Here is a 15,190-nt window from a genome sequence, read left to right as displayed (position 1 = left end):
CTCGACCGTGCCGTCGGCGACCAGCACCTCGAGGTGCCGCCGGACGGCGGCCGGGGTGAGCTCGAGCCGCTCGGCGAGCGCCGCCGCGGTCAGCGGGCCCTCGACGAGGATCGACCGGGCGACGCGCCTGCGCGTCGACCGGTCGTCGCCCTGGTGGGCCACCTCGTCGATTTTCACAACACCATTGTGACGATATTCCCCGGGGCGCTTCAAGCAAGGCTGACCTAACCTCGGTCACAGTCACCCGTCGCACCGGCACGGTGACCGATGCAAGAACCGGAGAGGGTGTCCTGATCGAGGTGATCTGGCTAACCTCACAGATGTGCCGGGATCATTGTTGGGAACAGTCGTACGCCGCGTCGAGGACCCCGACCTGTTGGTCGGCCGGACCACCTTCGTCGACAATCAGCGACCACCGGGCCTGCTCCATGCGGTGTTCGTCCGCAGTCCGCTGGCCCATGCCCGGATCGAACAGGTCGACACCGACGAGGCGGCGTCCGCTCCCGGCGTGGCGGCGGTCCTGGTCGCGGGCGACCTCGGTGGCCGGGAGTTCACCCCGTTCGCCACCGTCAACCCGGCACTGACCCGCCAGGCGCTGGCGGACCAGACGGTGCGCTACGTCGGCGATCCGGTGGCGCTGGTCGTCGCCGAGACCCGGGCCCAGGCGGTGGACGCCGCCGAGCTGGTGATCGTCGACTACGACCCGCTGCCGGCGGTCGCCGACATGGAGGCCGCCCTGGCCGACGACGCGCCGCTGCAGTTCCCCGAGCTCGGCAGCAACATCGCCGCCTCGCGCAAGGACGACGACCAGTCCGAGCCGTGGCCGGCCGGCGCGCGCGTCGTACGGCTGCGGATGGAGAACCAGCGGGTCGCCACCGCGCCGATGGAGGGCCACGCGATCCTGGTCATCCCGAACGATCCCGAGGACGGGCCCGGCGCCTTCGAGGTGCAGGTCGGCACCCAGCAGCCCCATCTGGCTCGCACCCAGCTGGCGGCGTACGCCGGCGTCGCACCGGAGCAGATGCGCGTCGTCGCGCCGCACGTCGGCGGCGCCTTCGGCGGCAAGGCCGGGGTGATCGCCGAGCACTGCGCGGTGCTCGGGGCCGCCCAACTGCTCCACCGACCGGTGAGCTGGGCCGAGACCCGCAGCGAGGCGATGATCTCGATGCAGAGCCGCGGTCAGGTCCAGTACGCCGAGCTCGGTCTCGACGACGCCGGGCGCTTCCTCGGCCTACGGCTCCGACTGGTCGGGGACTGCGGGGCGTACGCCGGCTTCGGCGGCTCCTTCGTGCTCGGACCGACCTACCTGATGGCGGGCGGCGTCTACGACATCCCGCGCCTGACCTACGCGGCGATCGCGTCGCTGACCAACACCGCGCCCACCGGGGCCTTCCGCGGCGCCGGCCGCCCCGAGGCGGCGGCGATGATCGAGCGGCTCGTCGACCTGGCCGCCGACGAGCTCGGGCTGGCACCCGAGGAGATCCGCCGACGCAACTTCATCGCCAAGGACGACTTCCCGCACCGGACCGCGACCGGCGCGGACTACGACATCGCCGACTTCGACCTGCCGCTGCGCGAGGCGCTGCGGATCGCCGACATCGATGCCGCCCGCGCCGAGCAGACCCGTCGGCGCGAGGCCGGCGAGACGCGGCTGCTCGGCATCGGGATCTCGACGTACATCGAGATCACCGGGTTCGGCGGCAGCGAGTTCGGCTCCGTCCAGATCGATGCCACCGGGCACGCGACCGTGACGGCCGGCACCTCGGCCCACGGCCAGGGACACGCCACCTCCTTCGCCATGATCGTCTCCGACCGGCTCGGCATCGCCATGGAGAAGATCAGCTACGTGCAGTCCGACACCGCGAAGGTGCGCTCCGGTGGCGGCACCGGCGGCTCCCGGTCGCTGCAGCTCGGGGGGAGCGCGGTCAGCGGCGCGGCCGACCGGGTCTACGCCAGGGGTGCCGAGATCGCGGCCCGGATGCTGGAGGCCGACGCCGCCGACCTCGAGCCGGTGCCCGACGGGCTGGCCGTGCGCGGCGTGGCCGACGCGCGAGTGAGCTGGGCGCAGATCGCCGCCGAGGCCGACGCCGACGGCGGTCTGAGCGAGGTCTACGACTTCACCTCGCCGGCGGCCACGTTCCCGTTCGGGGCGCACGTGGCGATCGTCGAGGTCGACGCCGAGACCGGCCGGGTCACCCCGTTGCGGCACGTCGCCGTGGACGACTGCGGCCGGGTGCTCAACCCCCTGATCGTGGCCGGACAGCAGCACGGCGGCGCGCTGCAGGGCATCTCGCAGGCACTGTGGGAGGAGATGGTCTACGACGCCGACGGCACGCCGCTGACCTCGACCTTCGTCGACTACTGCATCCCGGGCGCGCCCGACACCGTGCAGTACGAGGCGAGCAACACCGAGACCCCGACTCCGCTCAACCCGCTCGGCGCCAAGGGCATCGGCGAGTCCGCCACCATCGGCTCCACCCCCGCGGTGCAGAACGCGGTGGTCGACGCGGTGAGCCATCTCGGCGTCCGGCACATCGACCTGCCCTGCACTCCGGAGCGGGTGTGGCGCGTGATCGAGCAGGCCCGCGCCGGCACGCTGCCCGACCCCTGGCGCGAGCCGCCCGCCGCGTTCGAGGCCATCGCGTCCGACTCCGAGGGCGGTTCGGTGACCGAGGGCGCCGAGGTCTGAGTCGGTCCGGAGGGGCCCGGGCGGCGCCGCGCCCCGATTCCGCGGCGCGACACGCCGCTACCTACACTGGCGCGGTGCCCGATGGTGAGAGTGACGCCGCTGTCGTGGTGCGCGACCTGCGCATGGCCTACGGCGAGAAGGTCGCCGTCGATGCGCTGAGCCTGAGCGTCCGGCGGGCGACCATCACCGCCGTGCTCGGCCCGAACGGCGCCGGCAAGACCACCACCCTGGAGACCTGCGAGGGCTACCGCAAGCCGAATGCCGGATCGGTGCGGGTGCTCGGCATGGACCCGGTCGCGCAGCGCCGCGACCTGCTCCCCCGGATCGGCGTGATGCTCCAGGGCCAGGGCGCCTGGAGCGGCGTACGCGCGATGGAGATGCTGCGCCACATCGCCCGACTGCACGCGCACCCGCTCAGCGTCGACATGCTGGCCGATCGCCTGGGCCTGGCCGAGTGCGGCCGTACGCCGTACCGCCGGCTCTCCGGCGGACAGCAGCAACGGCTCGGGCTGGCGCTCGCCCTGGTCGGCCGCCCGGAGATCGTGTTCGTGGACGAGCCCACCGCCGGAATGGACCCGGCCGCGCGGCGTACCACCTGGCGGCTCCTGGAGGAGCTGCGTGGCGACGGGGTGACGGTGGTGCTCACCACCCACTACCTGGAGGAGGCCGAGCAGCTCGCCGACCAGGTGCACATCATCGACCAGGGCCGGCTGATCGCCTCCGGCTCCCCCCTCGAGCTGACCCGGGCGAAGGCCGGCCAGGGCCAGGCCACGATCCGGTTGGTGGTCACCCGGCCGTTCCCGCCCGGGGCGCCGGCGTCACTGCGGGCGGCTCTCGGCGAGGGCATCGAGGTGGTGCTGCTCGACGAGCGGTCGCTGCGGGTCAGCGGTCCGGCGGACTCGACCACGCTGGCCAAGGTGTCGCGCTGGTGCGAGGAGAACCAGGTGCTCCCGGAGTCGCTCGCGCTGGGCCAGCGCACCCTCGAGGACGTCTTCCTCGACCTCACCGGACGGGAGCTCACGCGTGGCTGACGCCGCTCCCAACCCAGCCGGCAACCCCGGCACGGGTCCCCTCACCGGCAGCGGAGCCTTCGCCCCGCTGCCCGGCGGCGCGCCGCTGTGGCGACAGGTGGCCGCGCAGGCGGCGATGGAGGCCCGGTTGATGCTGCGCAACGGCGAGCAGTTGCTGCTCGCCGTGGTGATCCCGGTGCTGATCCTGGTGGGCGGCGTCACCGCCGGGGAGCACCTCAACCTCAAGCTCACCGACCCGCGACCGCTGGTGGACATCTTCACCCCCGGGGTGCTCGCCCTGGCGGTGATGTCGACCTCGTTCACCTCGCTGGCCATCGCCACCGGCTTCGAGCGCCGGTACGGCGTGATCAAGCGCCTCGGCGCCTCACCCCTGCCCCGGGTCGGGCTGCTGGCCGGCAAGGTCGTCGCGCTGCTGCTGGTCGAGCTGCTGCAGATGTTCGTCATCGGCGGCGTCGGTCAGATCCTCGGCTGGACGCCCGAGCCCGGCGCGGTCGGCTTCTTCCTGGCCGTCCTGCTGGGCACCGCGGCGTTCGCCTCGCTCGGGCTGTTCGTGGCCGGCGTGCTGCGCGCCGAGGCCACCCTGGCGGCCGCCAACCTGATCTACCTGCTGCTGATGGCCGGCGGCGCGGTGGTGCTGCCGATCTCCGCGTACGGCGGGTTCGGCGACGTCGCCCGCTGGCTGCCGTCCGGCGCGCTCGGCGAGGCCATCCGCGCCGCCTTCCTGCACGCCGAGGTGAGCTGGCGCGATCTCGGGGTGCTGCTGGCCTGGGCCCTGATCGGCACCGGACTGACCGCGAGGACCTTCACATGGGAATGACCGCGCAGACCGCCCGACTGGCCGGCCGGATCCCGTCGCTGGCCCGTTGGATCGAGCCGCTGGGATGGGCGACGCTGGCCGCGAACGTGGTGCTGGTGGTCACCGGCGGCGCGGTCCGGCTGACCGGCTCCGGCCTCGGCTGCCCGACCTGGCCGCGCTGTACCGACGAGGGCATGACGCCGCACGGCGACCTCAACGTGCACTCCGCGATCGAGTTCGGCAACCGGATGCTCACCTTCGTGCTGGTGGCGATCGCGGTGCTCACCTTCGTCTCCGCCTGGCAGACCGGGCGACGCGAGCTGCGCCGGCTCGCGCTGTGGATCGCCCTCGGCATCCCCGCCCAGGCGGTCATCGGCGGCATCACCGTGCTCACCGACCTCAACCCCTGGATCGTCTCGCTGCACCTGCTCTGCTCGATGGGGATCATCGGACTCGCCGTCCTGCTGCTGTGGCGGATCCGGGTGCCCGCCCGGCCACTCGCCCGCGGCCCCGTGGTCTGGCTCGCCTGGGCGACGTTCGCGGTGGCCTGGCTGGTGCTCTACGCCGGCACCGTCGTCACCGGCGCCGGCCCGCACGCGGGCGACCAGGACGCGCCCCGCAACGGCCTCTCCGCGCTGCAGATGTCACAGCTCCACGCCGACCTGGTCTTCCTCTTCATCGGCCTGACCGTCGGCCTGATCGTCGCCGCCTACGCGCTCGGCGCGCCACCGGCGACCCGGCAGGCGGCGTGGATCCTGCTCGCCGTGGAGCTCGCCCAGGGCACCGTCGGCTTCGTGCAGTACTTCACCGACCTGCCGATCGTGCTGGTCATGTTCCACATGCTCGGCGCGGCACTGATCTCGGCCTGCATCACCTGGGTGCTCCTGCGGATCCGGTACGACGCACCCGCCTGACCGAGCAGAGGCAAACGGCGCCGCCACACCCGCCGAACAGAGGCAAGTGGCGCCGCCATGGTTGCCGAACAGAGGCAAGTGGCGCCGCCATGGTTGCCGAACAGAGGCAAACGGCGCCGCCATGGTTGCCGAGCAGAGGCACATGGTCCCTTGTTCGGCCTCCGGAACGAGCGACCGCATCGAGATCCCCAGGCCTCGGTGGTCTCGATACGGGCTCGTCCCCTCGCCCTACTCGACCGACAGATACAGCCGAGCCCTGCTCGACCCACAGCCGAGCACCTCCGGGGATGCCCTACCCCGCCCCGTGCGAGCGGACGATCAGCGGGTGATCAGCGGGTCGATGGCGACCGCGACGAACAGCAGCGAGAGGTAGAGGTTGCTGGAGTGGAACAGCTGCATCGGCCGGATCAGGGAGAGATCCTCGGTGCCACGGGCGCGCACCCACATCCGCTGCGCCTGGACCAGGAACACCGCGCCCAGGACCACCGCGCACACCGGGTAGAACCATCCGGTGTGCGCAACCGGCCACAGCAGCAGCGAGGTCGCCACCATCACGATCGAGTAGAGCACGATCTGACGCCCGACCTCGCGGGCCGACCTGACCACCGGCAGCATCGGCACGTCGACCTGGGCGTAGTCGTCGCGGTAGCGCAGCGCCAGCGCCCAGGTGTGCGGCGGGGTCCAGAAGAAGACGATCCCGAACAGCACCACCGGCGCCCAGGCCAGCGAGCCGGTCACCGCGGTCCAACCGATCATCGCCGGGAAGCAACCCGCGATGCCGCCCCACACGATGTTCTGAGTGGTCCGCCGCTTGAGCAGCATCGTGTAGCCGAAGACGTAGAAGGCGTTGGCCACCACCGACAGTCCGGCCGAGAGCCAGTTCACGAAGAAGCCCAGCACCAGCACCGAGCCCACCGCCAGCACCGCGCCGAAGACCAGCGCGGCGGTCGGCGAGACCACGTGACGCGGCAGCGCCCGGCGCCGGGTGCGGCGCATCTGCTCGTCGATGTCACGGTCGTAGACACAGTTGAACACCGACGCCGAACCCGCCGAGAAGCTGCCGCCCACCACCGTGGCCACCACCAGGCCCAGCCCGGGGATGCCGCGCGCGGCGAAGAACATCACCGGCACGGTGGTGAGCAGCAGGAGCTCCATCACCCGTGGCTTGGTCAGCGAGACGTAGGCGCCGACCACGTCCTTGAAGGTCGCGTGGCCACCGGTGGACTGCAGGTCCGGAACCGGCTGACCGACGTACGTCACGTGAGGCGTTCCTTAGCGCTCGCTGATGAACTGCGGTGTGAGTCTAACCCCCGGCATGAGTAGGCTCAGCATCAGGCAGTTCGGCAACGTTTCGATCCAGTGAAGGAACCTCGTGAGCGCATTCGCTGACCTTGAGTGGACGGACCAGGACAAGCTGGCCGTCGACACCATCCGCGTCCTGGCCATGGACGCCGTACAGAAGGTCGGTAACGGCCACCCGGGCACCGCGATGAGCCTGGCGCCGGCGGCGTACCTGCTCTTCCAGAAGGTGATGCGGCACGACCCCGCCGACCCCAACTGGATCGCCCGGGACCGGTTCGTGCTGAGCTGCGGACACTCCTCGATCTCCCTCTACCTCCAGCTCTTCCTCGGCGGCTTCGGACTGGAGCTGGAGGACATCGAGAGCCTGCGCACCTGGGGCTCCAAGACGCCCGGCCACCCGGAGTACGGCCACACCGCCGGCGTCGAGATCACCACCGGCCCGCTCGGCCAGGGCGTGGGCAACGCCGTCGGGATGGCGATGGCCGCCCGCCGGACCCACGGGCTGCTCGACCCCGACGCCGCCCCGGGCGCGTCCATCTTCGACCACCACATCTACGCGATCGCCTCGGACGGCGACCTGGAGGAGGGTGTCAGTGGCGAGGCGTCCTCGATCGCCGGCACCCAGCAGCTCGGCAACCTCACGATGATCTACGACGACAACCGGATCTCCATCGAGGGTGACACCGAGGTGGCCTTCACCGAGGACGTCGCCGAGCGCTACGAGGCCTACGGCTGGCACGTCCAGACGGTGGACTGGACCAACGGCGGCACCGGGTACGCCGAGGACGTGCCGGCCCTGTACGAGGCGCTCGAGCGGGCCGACGGCGTCACCGACAAGCCCTCCCTGATCGTGCTCAAGACCATCATCGCCTGGCCGGCTCCGAACGCCCAGGGCACCGAGAAGGCGCACGGCTCCGCGCTCGGCGACGCGGAGGTGGCCGCCACCAAGGAGGCGCTCGGCTTCGACCCGACGAAGACCTTCGAGGTCCCGGCCGGGGTCTTGGAGCACACCCGCAAGCTGCTCGAGCGCGGCCGCGCCCGGGGCGCGGAGTGGGATGAGAAGTACGCCGCCTGGGCGGCGGCCAACCCCGCCGCCGACGCCCTGCTGCACCGACTGCGCAACCGTGCCCTGCCCGACGACATCGCCGAGGCCCTGCCGGTCTTCGAGGCGGACGCGAAGGGCATCGCGTCGCGGGCCGCGTCCGGCAAGGTGATCAACGCGCTCGCTCCGGTGCTCCCCGAGCTGTGGGGCGGCTCCGCCGACCTGGCCGGTTCGAACAACACCACCATCTCCGGGGTGCCCTCGTTCATCCCGACCGACCGCTCGACCAAGGACTGGAACGGGGACCCGTACCAGGGCCGGGTGCTGCACTTCGGCATCCGCGAGCACGGCATGGGCGCCATCATGAACGGCATCACGGTGCATGGCCTGACCCGGGTCTTCGGCGGCACCTTCCTCACCTTCTCCGACTACATGCGGGGCGCGGTCCGGGTGGCGAGCCTGATGGGCGTGCCGGTCACCTACGTGTGGACCCACGACTCGATCGGCCTCGGCGAGGACGGGCCTACCCACCAGCCGATCGAGCACCTGTGGGCGCTGCGCGCCATCCCCGGCCTGGACGTCGTCCGGCCGGCCGACGCCAACGAGACCGCCGCCGCCTGGCTGCAGATCCTCAAGACCACCGACCACCCGGCCGGGCTGATCCTCTCCCGGCAGAACCTGCCGACCTTCCCGCGTGGCGTCGACGGATTCGCCGCCGCGGAGGGCACCGCCAAGGGCGGCTACGTGCTGCTCGACGCCGGCGACGGGGATGGCGTGACCCCCGACGTGATCCTGATCGGCACCGGCTCGGAGGTGCAGTACGCGGTCAAGGCCCGCGAGCTGCTCGCCGCCGAGGGCATCGGCGCCCGGGTGGTCTCGATGCCGTCGATCGAATGGTTCGAGCGGCAGGACCAGGCCTACCGCGACAGCGTGCTGCCACCCGCGGTCAGGGCCCGGGTCAGCGTCGAGGCGGGCATCAAGCTCGGATGGCGCGAGTACGTCGGCGACGCCGGCCGCTCGGTCTCGATCGAGCACTACGGAGCCTCGGCCGACGGTGCGCTGCTGTTCCGCGAGTTCGGCTTCACCCCGGAGGCGGTCGTGACCGCCGCCAAGGAGAGCATCCAGGCCGCCGGCGCCTGAGCCGGCTCGCCGTACGACTCGACCCGTACGACTCAACAAGGAGATCTCATGAGTGATCGTCTCAAGGCACTGGCCGACGCCGGTGTGTCCATCTGGCTCGACGACCTGTCCCGCGAGCGCATCGAGACCGGCAACCTGGCGGACCTGGTCAAGGAGAGGTCGGTGGTCGGCGTGACCACCAACCCGACCATCTTCGCCGCCGCGATCGCCAACGGCGCCCGGTACGACGACCAGGTCAAGGCCCTGGTCGCCGACGGCGCGGAGGTCGACAAGGTGATCTTCGAGCTCACCACCGAGGACGTCCGCAACGCCTGCGACATCCTGGCGCCGGTGGCGGCCGCCACCAAGGACGACGGCCGGGTCTCCATCGAGGTGGAGCCGACCCTGGCCAACGACACCGAGGGCACCATCGCCAGCGCCCGGGCACTGTGGGCGGCCGTCGACCGGCCCAACGCGCTGATCAAGATCCCGGCGACCCTGGAGGGCCTGCCGGCGATCACCGCCGCGATCGCCGCCGGGATCAGCGTCAACGTGACCCTGATCTTCTCGACCGAGCGCTACCGCGCCGTGATGGATGCCTACCTGACCGGCCTGGAGCAGGCCAAGGAGGCGGGCCTGGACCTGTCCACCATCCGTTCGGTGGCCTCCTTCTTCGTCTCCCGGGTCGACACCGAGATCGACGCCCGGCTGGAGAAGATCGGCACCTCCGAGGCGGCCGCGCTGGCCGGCCAGGCGGCGGTGGCGAACGCCCGACTGGCCTACGGCGCCTTCCAGGAGGTCTTCTCCGGCCCGCGCTGGCAGGCGCTGGCGGCGGCCGGCGCCAACGCCCAGCGGCCGCTGTGGGCCTCGACCGGGGTGAAGAACCCGGCCTACCCCGACACCCTCTACGTCACCGACCTGGTGGTGGCCGACACCGTCAACACCATGCCGGAGAAGACGCTGAACGCCTTCGCCGACCACGGCGAGGTGACCGGGGACGAGGTCACCGGGAAGGCGGCCGAGGCGCAGGCCCTCTTCGACCAGCTCGCCGCCGTCGGGGTCGACCTGGCCGACGTGTTCACGGTGCTCGAGGTCGAGGGCGTCGACAAGTTCAAGGTCTCCTGGGCCGAGCTCGTCGAGACCGTCCAGGGGCAGATGGACCAGGTCGAGCGGTGAATGCGGCGCCGGTCGACGCCACGACGACGCAGGCGTGGCAGAGGCTGACGCGGCTCGCCGAGGGCTTCGTGCCCGATCTGCGGGCGACGCTGGCCGACGAGGAGTGGGTCCGCCACTCCACCCTCGAGGCGGGTGACCTCCACGTCGACCTGTCGAAGAACCTGGTGAGCCCGGAGATCTGGCGGGCGCTGCGCGCGCTGGCCGCCGAGGTCGGGGTGGCGGAGCGGCGGGACGCGATGTTCCGCGGCGACCACATCAACGTCACCGAGGATCGCGCGGTGCTGCACACCGCGTTGCGACTGCCCGCGACCGCGCACCTGACCGTCGACGGTCAGGACGTGGTGGCCAGCGTCCACGACGTCCTCCGCCGGGTCTACGACTTCGCCGACCGGGTCCGCTCCGGCGCGTGGACCGGCGTCACCGGCGAGCGGATCCGCACGGTGGTCAACATCGGCATCGGCGGCTCCGACCTCGGCCCGGTGATGGCCTACGAGGCGCTGGCGCCGTACCGGGCCCTGCCGGACGGACAGGGCGAGATCGCATGCCGGTTCATCTCCAACATCGACCCGACCGACGCGGCGACCACGTTGGCCGGGCTCGACCCGGCGACCACGCTGTTCATCGTCTCCTCCAAGACCTTCGGCACCCTGGAGACGCTCACCAACGCGCGATTGTGCCGGAGCTGGCTGCTCGACACCCTGGCCGCCGCCGGCGTCGCGGTCGGCACCGGGGCCGAGGCGGTCGCGAAGCACTTCGTCGCGGTCTCCACCGCGCTGGACAAGGTCGAGGCGTTCGGCATCGACCCGGCCAACGCGTTCGGCTTCTGGGACTGGGTCGGCGGTCGTTACTCGGTCGACTCCGCGATCGGCACCTCGCTGGCGATCGCGATCGGACCCGAGCGGTTCGCGGAGTTCCTGGCCGGCTTCCATACCCTCGACGAGCACTTTCGCACCGCGGAGCCGGAGCAGAACGTCCCGCTCCAGATGGGCCTGCTCAACGTCTGGTACGCCGACTTCCTCGGTGCCCAGACGCATGCGGTGCTGCCCTACTCCCAGCTGCTGCACCGCTTCCCGGCCTATCTGCAGCAGCTGACCATGGAGTCCAACGGCAAGGGGGTGCGCTGGGACGGCAGCCCGGTGACCGCCGGGACCGGGGAGATCTTCTGGGGCGAGCCCGGCACCAACGGTCAGCACGCCTTCTACCAGCTGATCCACCAGGGCACCCGGCTGATCCCGGCGGACTTCATCGGGTTCGCCAATCCGGCCTACCCGCTGGTGGACGCTCCGGAGGGTCCGGGCGGACCCGAGGTCGACGTACACGAGCTGCTGCTGGCGAACTTCTTCGCCCAGACCCAGGCCCTGGCCCTCGGCAAGACCGCCGACCAGGTCCGGGCCGAGGGGACACCCGAGGAGATCGTCCCGGCGCGGGTCTTCACCGGCAACCGGCCGACCACCTCGATCATGGCGCCGGCCCTGACCCCGTCGGTGCTCGGCCAGCTGATCGCGCTCTACGAGCACATCACCTTCACCCAGGGCGCGATCTGGGGCATCGACAGTTTCGACCAGTGGGGGGTGGAGCTCGGCAAGCAGCTGGCGCTCGCGCTGGCTCCCGCGGTCGGCGGCGACGAGGCGGTGAGGGCCGCGCAGGATCCCTCCACCAGGTCGTTGATCGGCTACTACCGCAAGCACCGCAGCTGATGCCCACCCAGGCGGTCGGGCGCGGCCAGACCAATCCGCTGCGGGACCCGCAGGATCGGCGGCTGCCGCGGATCGCCGGGCCCTGCGGGATCGTGCTGTTCGGCGTGACCGGCGACCTCTCCCGCAAGAAGGTGGTGCCGGCCGTCTACGACCTGGCCAACCGCGGACTGTTGCCGCCGGGCTTCTCCATGGTCGGCTTCGCCCGGCGGGACTGGGCGGACGAGGACTTCGCCGCCGTCGTCCACGACGCCGTCAAGCAGTACGCCCGCACGCCCTTCCGGGAGGAGGTGTGGGCCCAGCTCGCCACCGGGTTCCGGTTCGTCCAGGGCGACTTCGACGACGCCACCGCCTTCGAACGGCTGCGGGCCACCCTCGCCGAGCTCGACGAGTCCAGCGGCACCCAGGGCAACCATGCCTTCTACCTGGCGGTGCCACCGGCCGCCTTCGGCAAGGTGGTGCGCCAGCTGCACGATCACGGGCTGCTGGAGTCCTCGACCTCCGACCGGCCCGCCGGAGGCTGGCGCCGGGTGGTGGTGGAGAAGCCGTTCGGCCACGACCTCGCCTCGGCGCGCGAGCTGAACGACACCCTGCACTCGGTCTTCGAGGAGAGCTCGATCTTCCGGATCGACCACTACCTGGGCAAGGAGACGGTGCAGAACATCCTGGCGGTCAGGTTCGCCAACGAGATGTTCGAGCCGGTGTGGAACGCCCACTACGTCGACCACGTACAGATCACCATGGCCGAGGACATCGGCATCGGCGGCCGGGCCGGCTACTACGACGGGATCGGCGCCGCCCGCGACGTCATCCAGAACCACCTGCTGCAGCTGATGGCGCTGGTGGCGATGGAGGAGCCGGTCTCCTTCGATGCCGCGGCGCTGCGGATCGAGAAGGAGAAGCTGCTCTCCTCGATCCAGCTGCCCGCGGACCTCGGCGCCACCACCGCACGCGGACAGTACGCCGCCGGGTGGGCCGGCGGGGTGAAGGTGCCCGGGTTCCTCGAGGAGGACGGCATCGCCAAGGGCTCCACCACCGAGACCTACGCGGCGGTGACCCTGCACGTGGACAACCGCCGTTGGGCGGGGGTGCCGTTCTACCTGCGCACCGGCAAGCGACTCGGCCGACGGGTCACCGAGGTCGCCGTCATCTTCAAACGGGCGCCGTACCTGCCGTTCGAGGCGGGTGCGACCGAGGAGCTGACCCACAACGCGCTCGTCATCCGGATCCAGCCGGACGAGGGTCTCACGGTGCGGTTCGGCTCCAAGGTGCCGGGCACCCAGATGGAGATCCGGGACGTCACGATGGACTTCGCCTACGGCGGCTCGTTCACCGAGTCGTCGCCCGAGGCCTATGAGCGGCTCATCCTCGACGTCCTGCTCGGTGATCCGCCACTCTTCCCGCGCAGCAGCGAGGTCGAGCTGTCCTGGCAGGTGCTGGACCCGGTGCTGGCACACTGGGCGCGCGCGGACAAGCGCGGCAAGGGGCCCGAGCAGTACCCGTCGGGCGAGTGGGGTCCGTCCTCGGCCGACGCGATGCTCGCCCGCGACGGACGCACCTGGAGGCGACCGTGAACCAGTCCACCCAGCCCGCCCAAGCTGCCCAGGCCGGCCGGTCCGTCCAGCTGGCTCCCACCGAGCTGCCCGACACCAACGCGGCGGCCATCGCGGCCGAGTTCATCCGTGCCCGCCGGGAGGCGGGCAGCCCCGCGATGGGGATGGTGATGACGCTGGTGGTGGTCACCGACGACCAGCACGCCGAGGAGGCGATGGGCATCGCCCACGAGGCCGCCCAGGAGCACCCGGCACGCATCCTCGGCGTCGTGATCGGCGCCCGCCGCGGGCACGGACGGGTGCACGCGCAGATCGGCATCGGGGTGGGCCACGGCGGCGAGTCAGCGCTCATCCGGCTGACCGGCGAGGTGACCGCACATCCCGAGTCGGTGGTGCTGCCGCTGCTGCTGCCGGACTCGCCGGTGGTGGCGTGGTGGCCGGTCAAGGCGCCCGCCGACCCCGCCGGCGACCCGATCGGCCGGCTCGCCCAGCGCCGGATCACCGATGCCGCGAGCATCGCCGCGGCCGGCGGGAAGAAGCTGGTGGCGCGGTGTGCGGCGTACGCACCCGGCAACACCGACCTGGCCTGGACCCGGCTGACCCCGTGGCGGGCCCTGCTGGCCGCGGCGTTCGACAACCCGCCGGGCCGGCCGACCGGCGCGGTGGTGGCCGCCGAGCGCGGCAACCCGAGCGCCGATCTGCTGGCCGCGTGGCTACGCGACCGGCTCAAGGTCACCGTCACCCAGGAGGTCACCGACGGCCCCGGGGTCACCACCGTCACCGTCGGCACCTCCGGGGGCGACGTACGGATCACCCGGCCGGACGGCCGGCTCGCCCGCTACTCCATCCCGGGTGGCCCGGAGCGGCCGATCGCGCTCAAGCGGCGCGGCGTCCCCGAGCTGTTGAACGAGGAGCTACGCCGGCTGGACGAGGACGAGGTCTACGCCGCCACCGCGCGTGCGCTGGTCCGCGCCGCCGACGGCCAGGCCACGACGGGGGCCAAGACCAAGACCGGAGCCAAGACCGGGGCCGCGAAGACGAAGAAGGGGAAGAAGTGACCGAGGCACGCATCGAAGTCCATCCCGACCCGGCCGAGCTGGCCATTGCCGTCGCCGGTGAGTTCCTCAACCGGGTGGCCGACGCCCAGGCCGCCGGCCACGTGCCGCACGTCGTGCTGACCGGCGGCACCATCGCGGAGGCCATCCACCGCGAGATCGCCCGGTTGGCACCGGCCTCGGGGGTGGACTGGGGCGCCGTCGACTTCTGGTTCGGCGACGAGCGCTTCGTCGCGCCGGACTCCCCCGACCGCAACGTCGGCCAGGCCCGAGCCGCCTTCCTGGACGAGGTCGGCGTACCCGCACACCGGGTGCACGCGATGCCGTCCACCGCGGACGCCGCCGACGTCGACGCCGCCGCCGAGGCGTACGCCGCCGAGGTGCGCGCCCAGGGTTCGGGCCGCTTCGACATCCTGATGCTCGGGGTGGGCCCGGACGGGCACATCGCCTCACTGTTCCCCGGGTTTCCGCAGCTCGACGCCACCGACGCGATCGCGGTCGGAGTGACCGACTCCCCCAAGCCGCCGCCGGAGCGGGTCTCGCTCACCTTCGAGGCGCTGCGCCGCTCGTCCTCGGTGTGGTTCCTGGTCAGCGGCGAGGGCAAGGCCGCCGCGGTGGCCTCGGCGCTCGGCGACGCCGACGTGCACCAGACCCCGGCGGCCGGGGTCGGCGGGGAGGACGAGACCGTCTGGTTCCTCGACCGCGCCGCGGCCTCCCGGCTCTGACCGCCGAGTCGGCGCTTACTGCCCACCGAGTCGGCACTCACTACCCGCCGAGTCGGCGCTTACTGTACGGGTTCTCCACAACCCGGCCGCCACC

12 protein-coding genes are annotated in these 15,190 nt (G+C 71.8%); 10 read left to right on the top strand and 2 right to left on the bottom strand.

Annotation, left to right across the window (positions count from 1 at the left end):
* A partial coding sequence (locus QM638_RS12745; RefSeq protein WP_415142358.1) for a helix-turn-helix domain-containing protein occupies nucleotides 1-162 on the bottom strand: 162 nt, incomplete at its 3' end.
* A gap of 160 nt (nucleotides 163-322) precedes the next feature.
* Here QM638_RS12745 and QM638_RS12740 point away from each other — a divergent pair.
* The 4 genes from QM638_RS12740 (at nucleotide 323) to QM638_RS12725 (ending at nucleotide 5,430) form a co-directional block, all read left to right on the top strand.
* Entirely contained in the window at nucleotides 323-2,689 is a 2,367-nt protein-coding gene (locus QM638_RS12740; protein ID WP_415142356.1) for a xanthine dehydrogenase family protein molybdopterin-binding subunit, read from the top strand.
* Between the two features lie 74 nt (nucleotides 2,690-2,763).
* Nucleotides 2,764-3,720 carry an ABC transporter ATP-binding protein gene (locus tag QM638_RS12735; RefSeq protein ID WP_415142355.1) on the top strand — a complete coding sequence of 319 codons (957 nt, stop codon included), beginning with the start codon at nucleotides 2,764-2,766 and terminating at the stop codon, nucleotides 3,718-3,720.
* A complete protein-coding gene (locus tag QM638_RS12730; RefSeq protein ID WP_415142354.1) occupies nucleotides 3,713-4,537 on the top strand; it encodes an ABC transporter permease in 825 nt (274 codons plus the stop codon). The genes QM638_RS12735 and QM638_RS12730 overlap by 8 nt, the downstream gene beginning before the upstream one ends.
* A complete protein-coding gene (locus QM638_RS12725) occupies nucleotides 4,528-5,430 on the top strand; it encodes a COX15/CtaA family protein (RefSeq protein WP_415142353.1) in 903 nt (300 codons plus the stop codon). The genes QM638_RS12730 and QM638_RS12725 overlap by 10 nt, the downstream gene beginning before the upstream one ends.
* 318 nt (nucleotides 5,431-5,748) lie before the next feature.
* Here the strand turns inward: QM638_RS12725 and QM638_RS12720 are convergent, their stop codons facing one another.
* Nucleotides 5,749-6,690, bottom strand: a complete 942-nt coding sequence (locus QM638_RS12720) for a heme o synthase (protein WP_415142352.1) — start codon at nucleotides 6,688-6,690, stop codon at nucleotides 5,749-5,751.
* A 184-nt stretch (nucleotides 6,691-6,874) separates the two neighbouring features.
* Here QM638_RS12720 and tkt point away from each other — a divergent pair, with 184 nt between their 5' ends.
* The 6 genes from tkt to pgl are packed head-to-tail and all read left to right on the top strand — an operon-like array spanning nucleotide 6,875 to nucleotide 15,096.
* Nucleotides 6,875-8,914: a transketolase gene (gene tkt, locus QM638_RS12715; RefSeq protein WP_415142357.1), complete on the top strand. Its 2,040-nt coding sequence runs from the start codon at nucleotides 6,875-6,877 to the stop codon at nucleotides 8,912-8,914.
* A gap of 48 nt (nucleotides 8,915-8,962) precedes the next feature.
* Nucleotides 8,963-10,069 carry a transaldolase gene (gene tal, locus QM638_RS12710; protein WP_415142351.1) on the top strand — a complete coding sequence of 369 codons (1,107 nt, stop codon included), beginning with the start codon at nucleotides 8,963-8,965 and terminating at the stop codon, nucleotides 10,067-10,069.
* Complete coding sequence (gene pgi / locus QM638_RS12705; RefSeq protein ID WP_415142350.1) at nucleotides 10,066-11,766, top strand: glucose-6-phosphate isomerase; 1,701 nt, start codon at nucleotides 10,066-10,068, stop codon at nucleotides 11,764-11,766. Before tal ends, pgi begins: the two co-directional genes overlap by 4 nt.
* Nucleotides 11,766-13,337 carry a glucose-6-phosphate dehydrogenase gene (zwf, locus tag QM638_RS12700; RefSeq protein WP_415142349.1) on the top strand — a complete coding sequence of 524 codons (1,572 nt, stop codon included), beginning with the start codon at nucleotides 11,766-11,768 and terminating at the stop codon, nucleotides 13,335-13,337. The genes pgi and zwf overlap by 1 nt, the downstream gene beginning before the upstream one ends.
* Nucleotides 13,334-14,374 (top strand): glucose-6-phosphate dehydrogenase assembly protein OpcA, encoded by a 1,041-nt coding sequence (locus QM638_RS12695; protein ID WP_415142348.1) that lies wholly within the window; start codon nucleotides 13,334-13,336, stop codon nucleotides 14,372-14,374. The genes zwf and QM638_RS12695 overlap by 4 nt, the downstream gene beginning before the upstream one ends.
* The gene (gene pgl, locus QM638_RS12690) at nucleotides 14,371-15,096 is read left to right on the top strand and encodes a 6-phosphogluconolactonase (RefSeq protein ID WP_415142347.1); all 726 of its coding nucleotides are present in this window, start codon (nucleotides 14,371-14,373) and stop codon (nucleotides 15,094-15,096) included. Before QM638_RS12695 ends, pgl begins: the two co-directional genes overlap by 4 nt.
* Nucleotides 15,097-15,190: the final 94 nt, after the last annotated feature.

The organism is Nocardioides sp., assembly GCF_047606145.1.
In the GTDB taxonomy this organism is placed as follows: domain Bacteria; phylum Actinomycetota; class Actinomycetes; order Propionibacteriales; family Nocardioidaceae; genus Nocardioides.
This window is presented reverse-complemented; position numbering and strand designations above follow the sequence as displayed.

Coding starts and splice junctions, on each gene's coding strand:
- tal (WP_415142351.1), top strand. CDS start 8,963: ATGAGTGATCGTCTCAAGGCACTGGCCGACGCCGGTGTGTCCATCTGG.
- zwf (WP_415142349.1), top strand. CDS start 11,766: ATGCCCACCCAGGCGGTCGGGCGCGGCCAGACCAATCCGCTGCGGGAC.
- tkt (WP_415142357.1), top strand. CDS start 6,875: ATGGACGCCGTACAGAAGGTCGGTAACGGCCACCCGGGCACCGCGATG.
- QM638_RS12725 (WP_415142353.1), top strand. CDS start 4,528: ATGGGAATGACCGCGCAGACCGCCCGACTGGCCGGCCGGATCCCGTCG.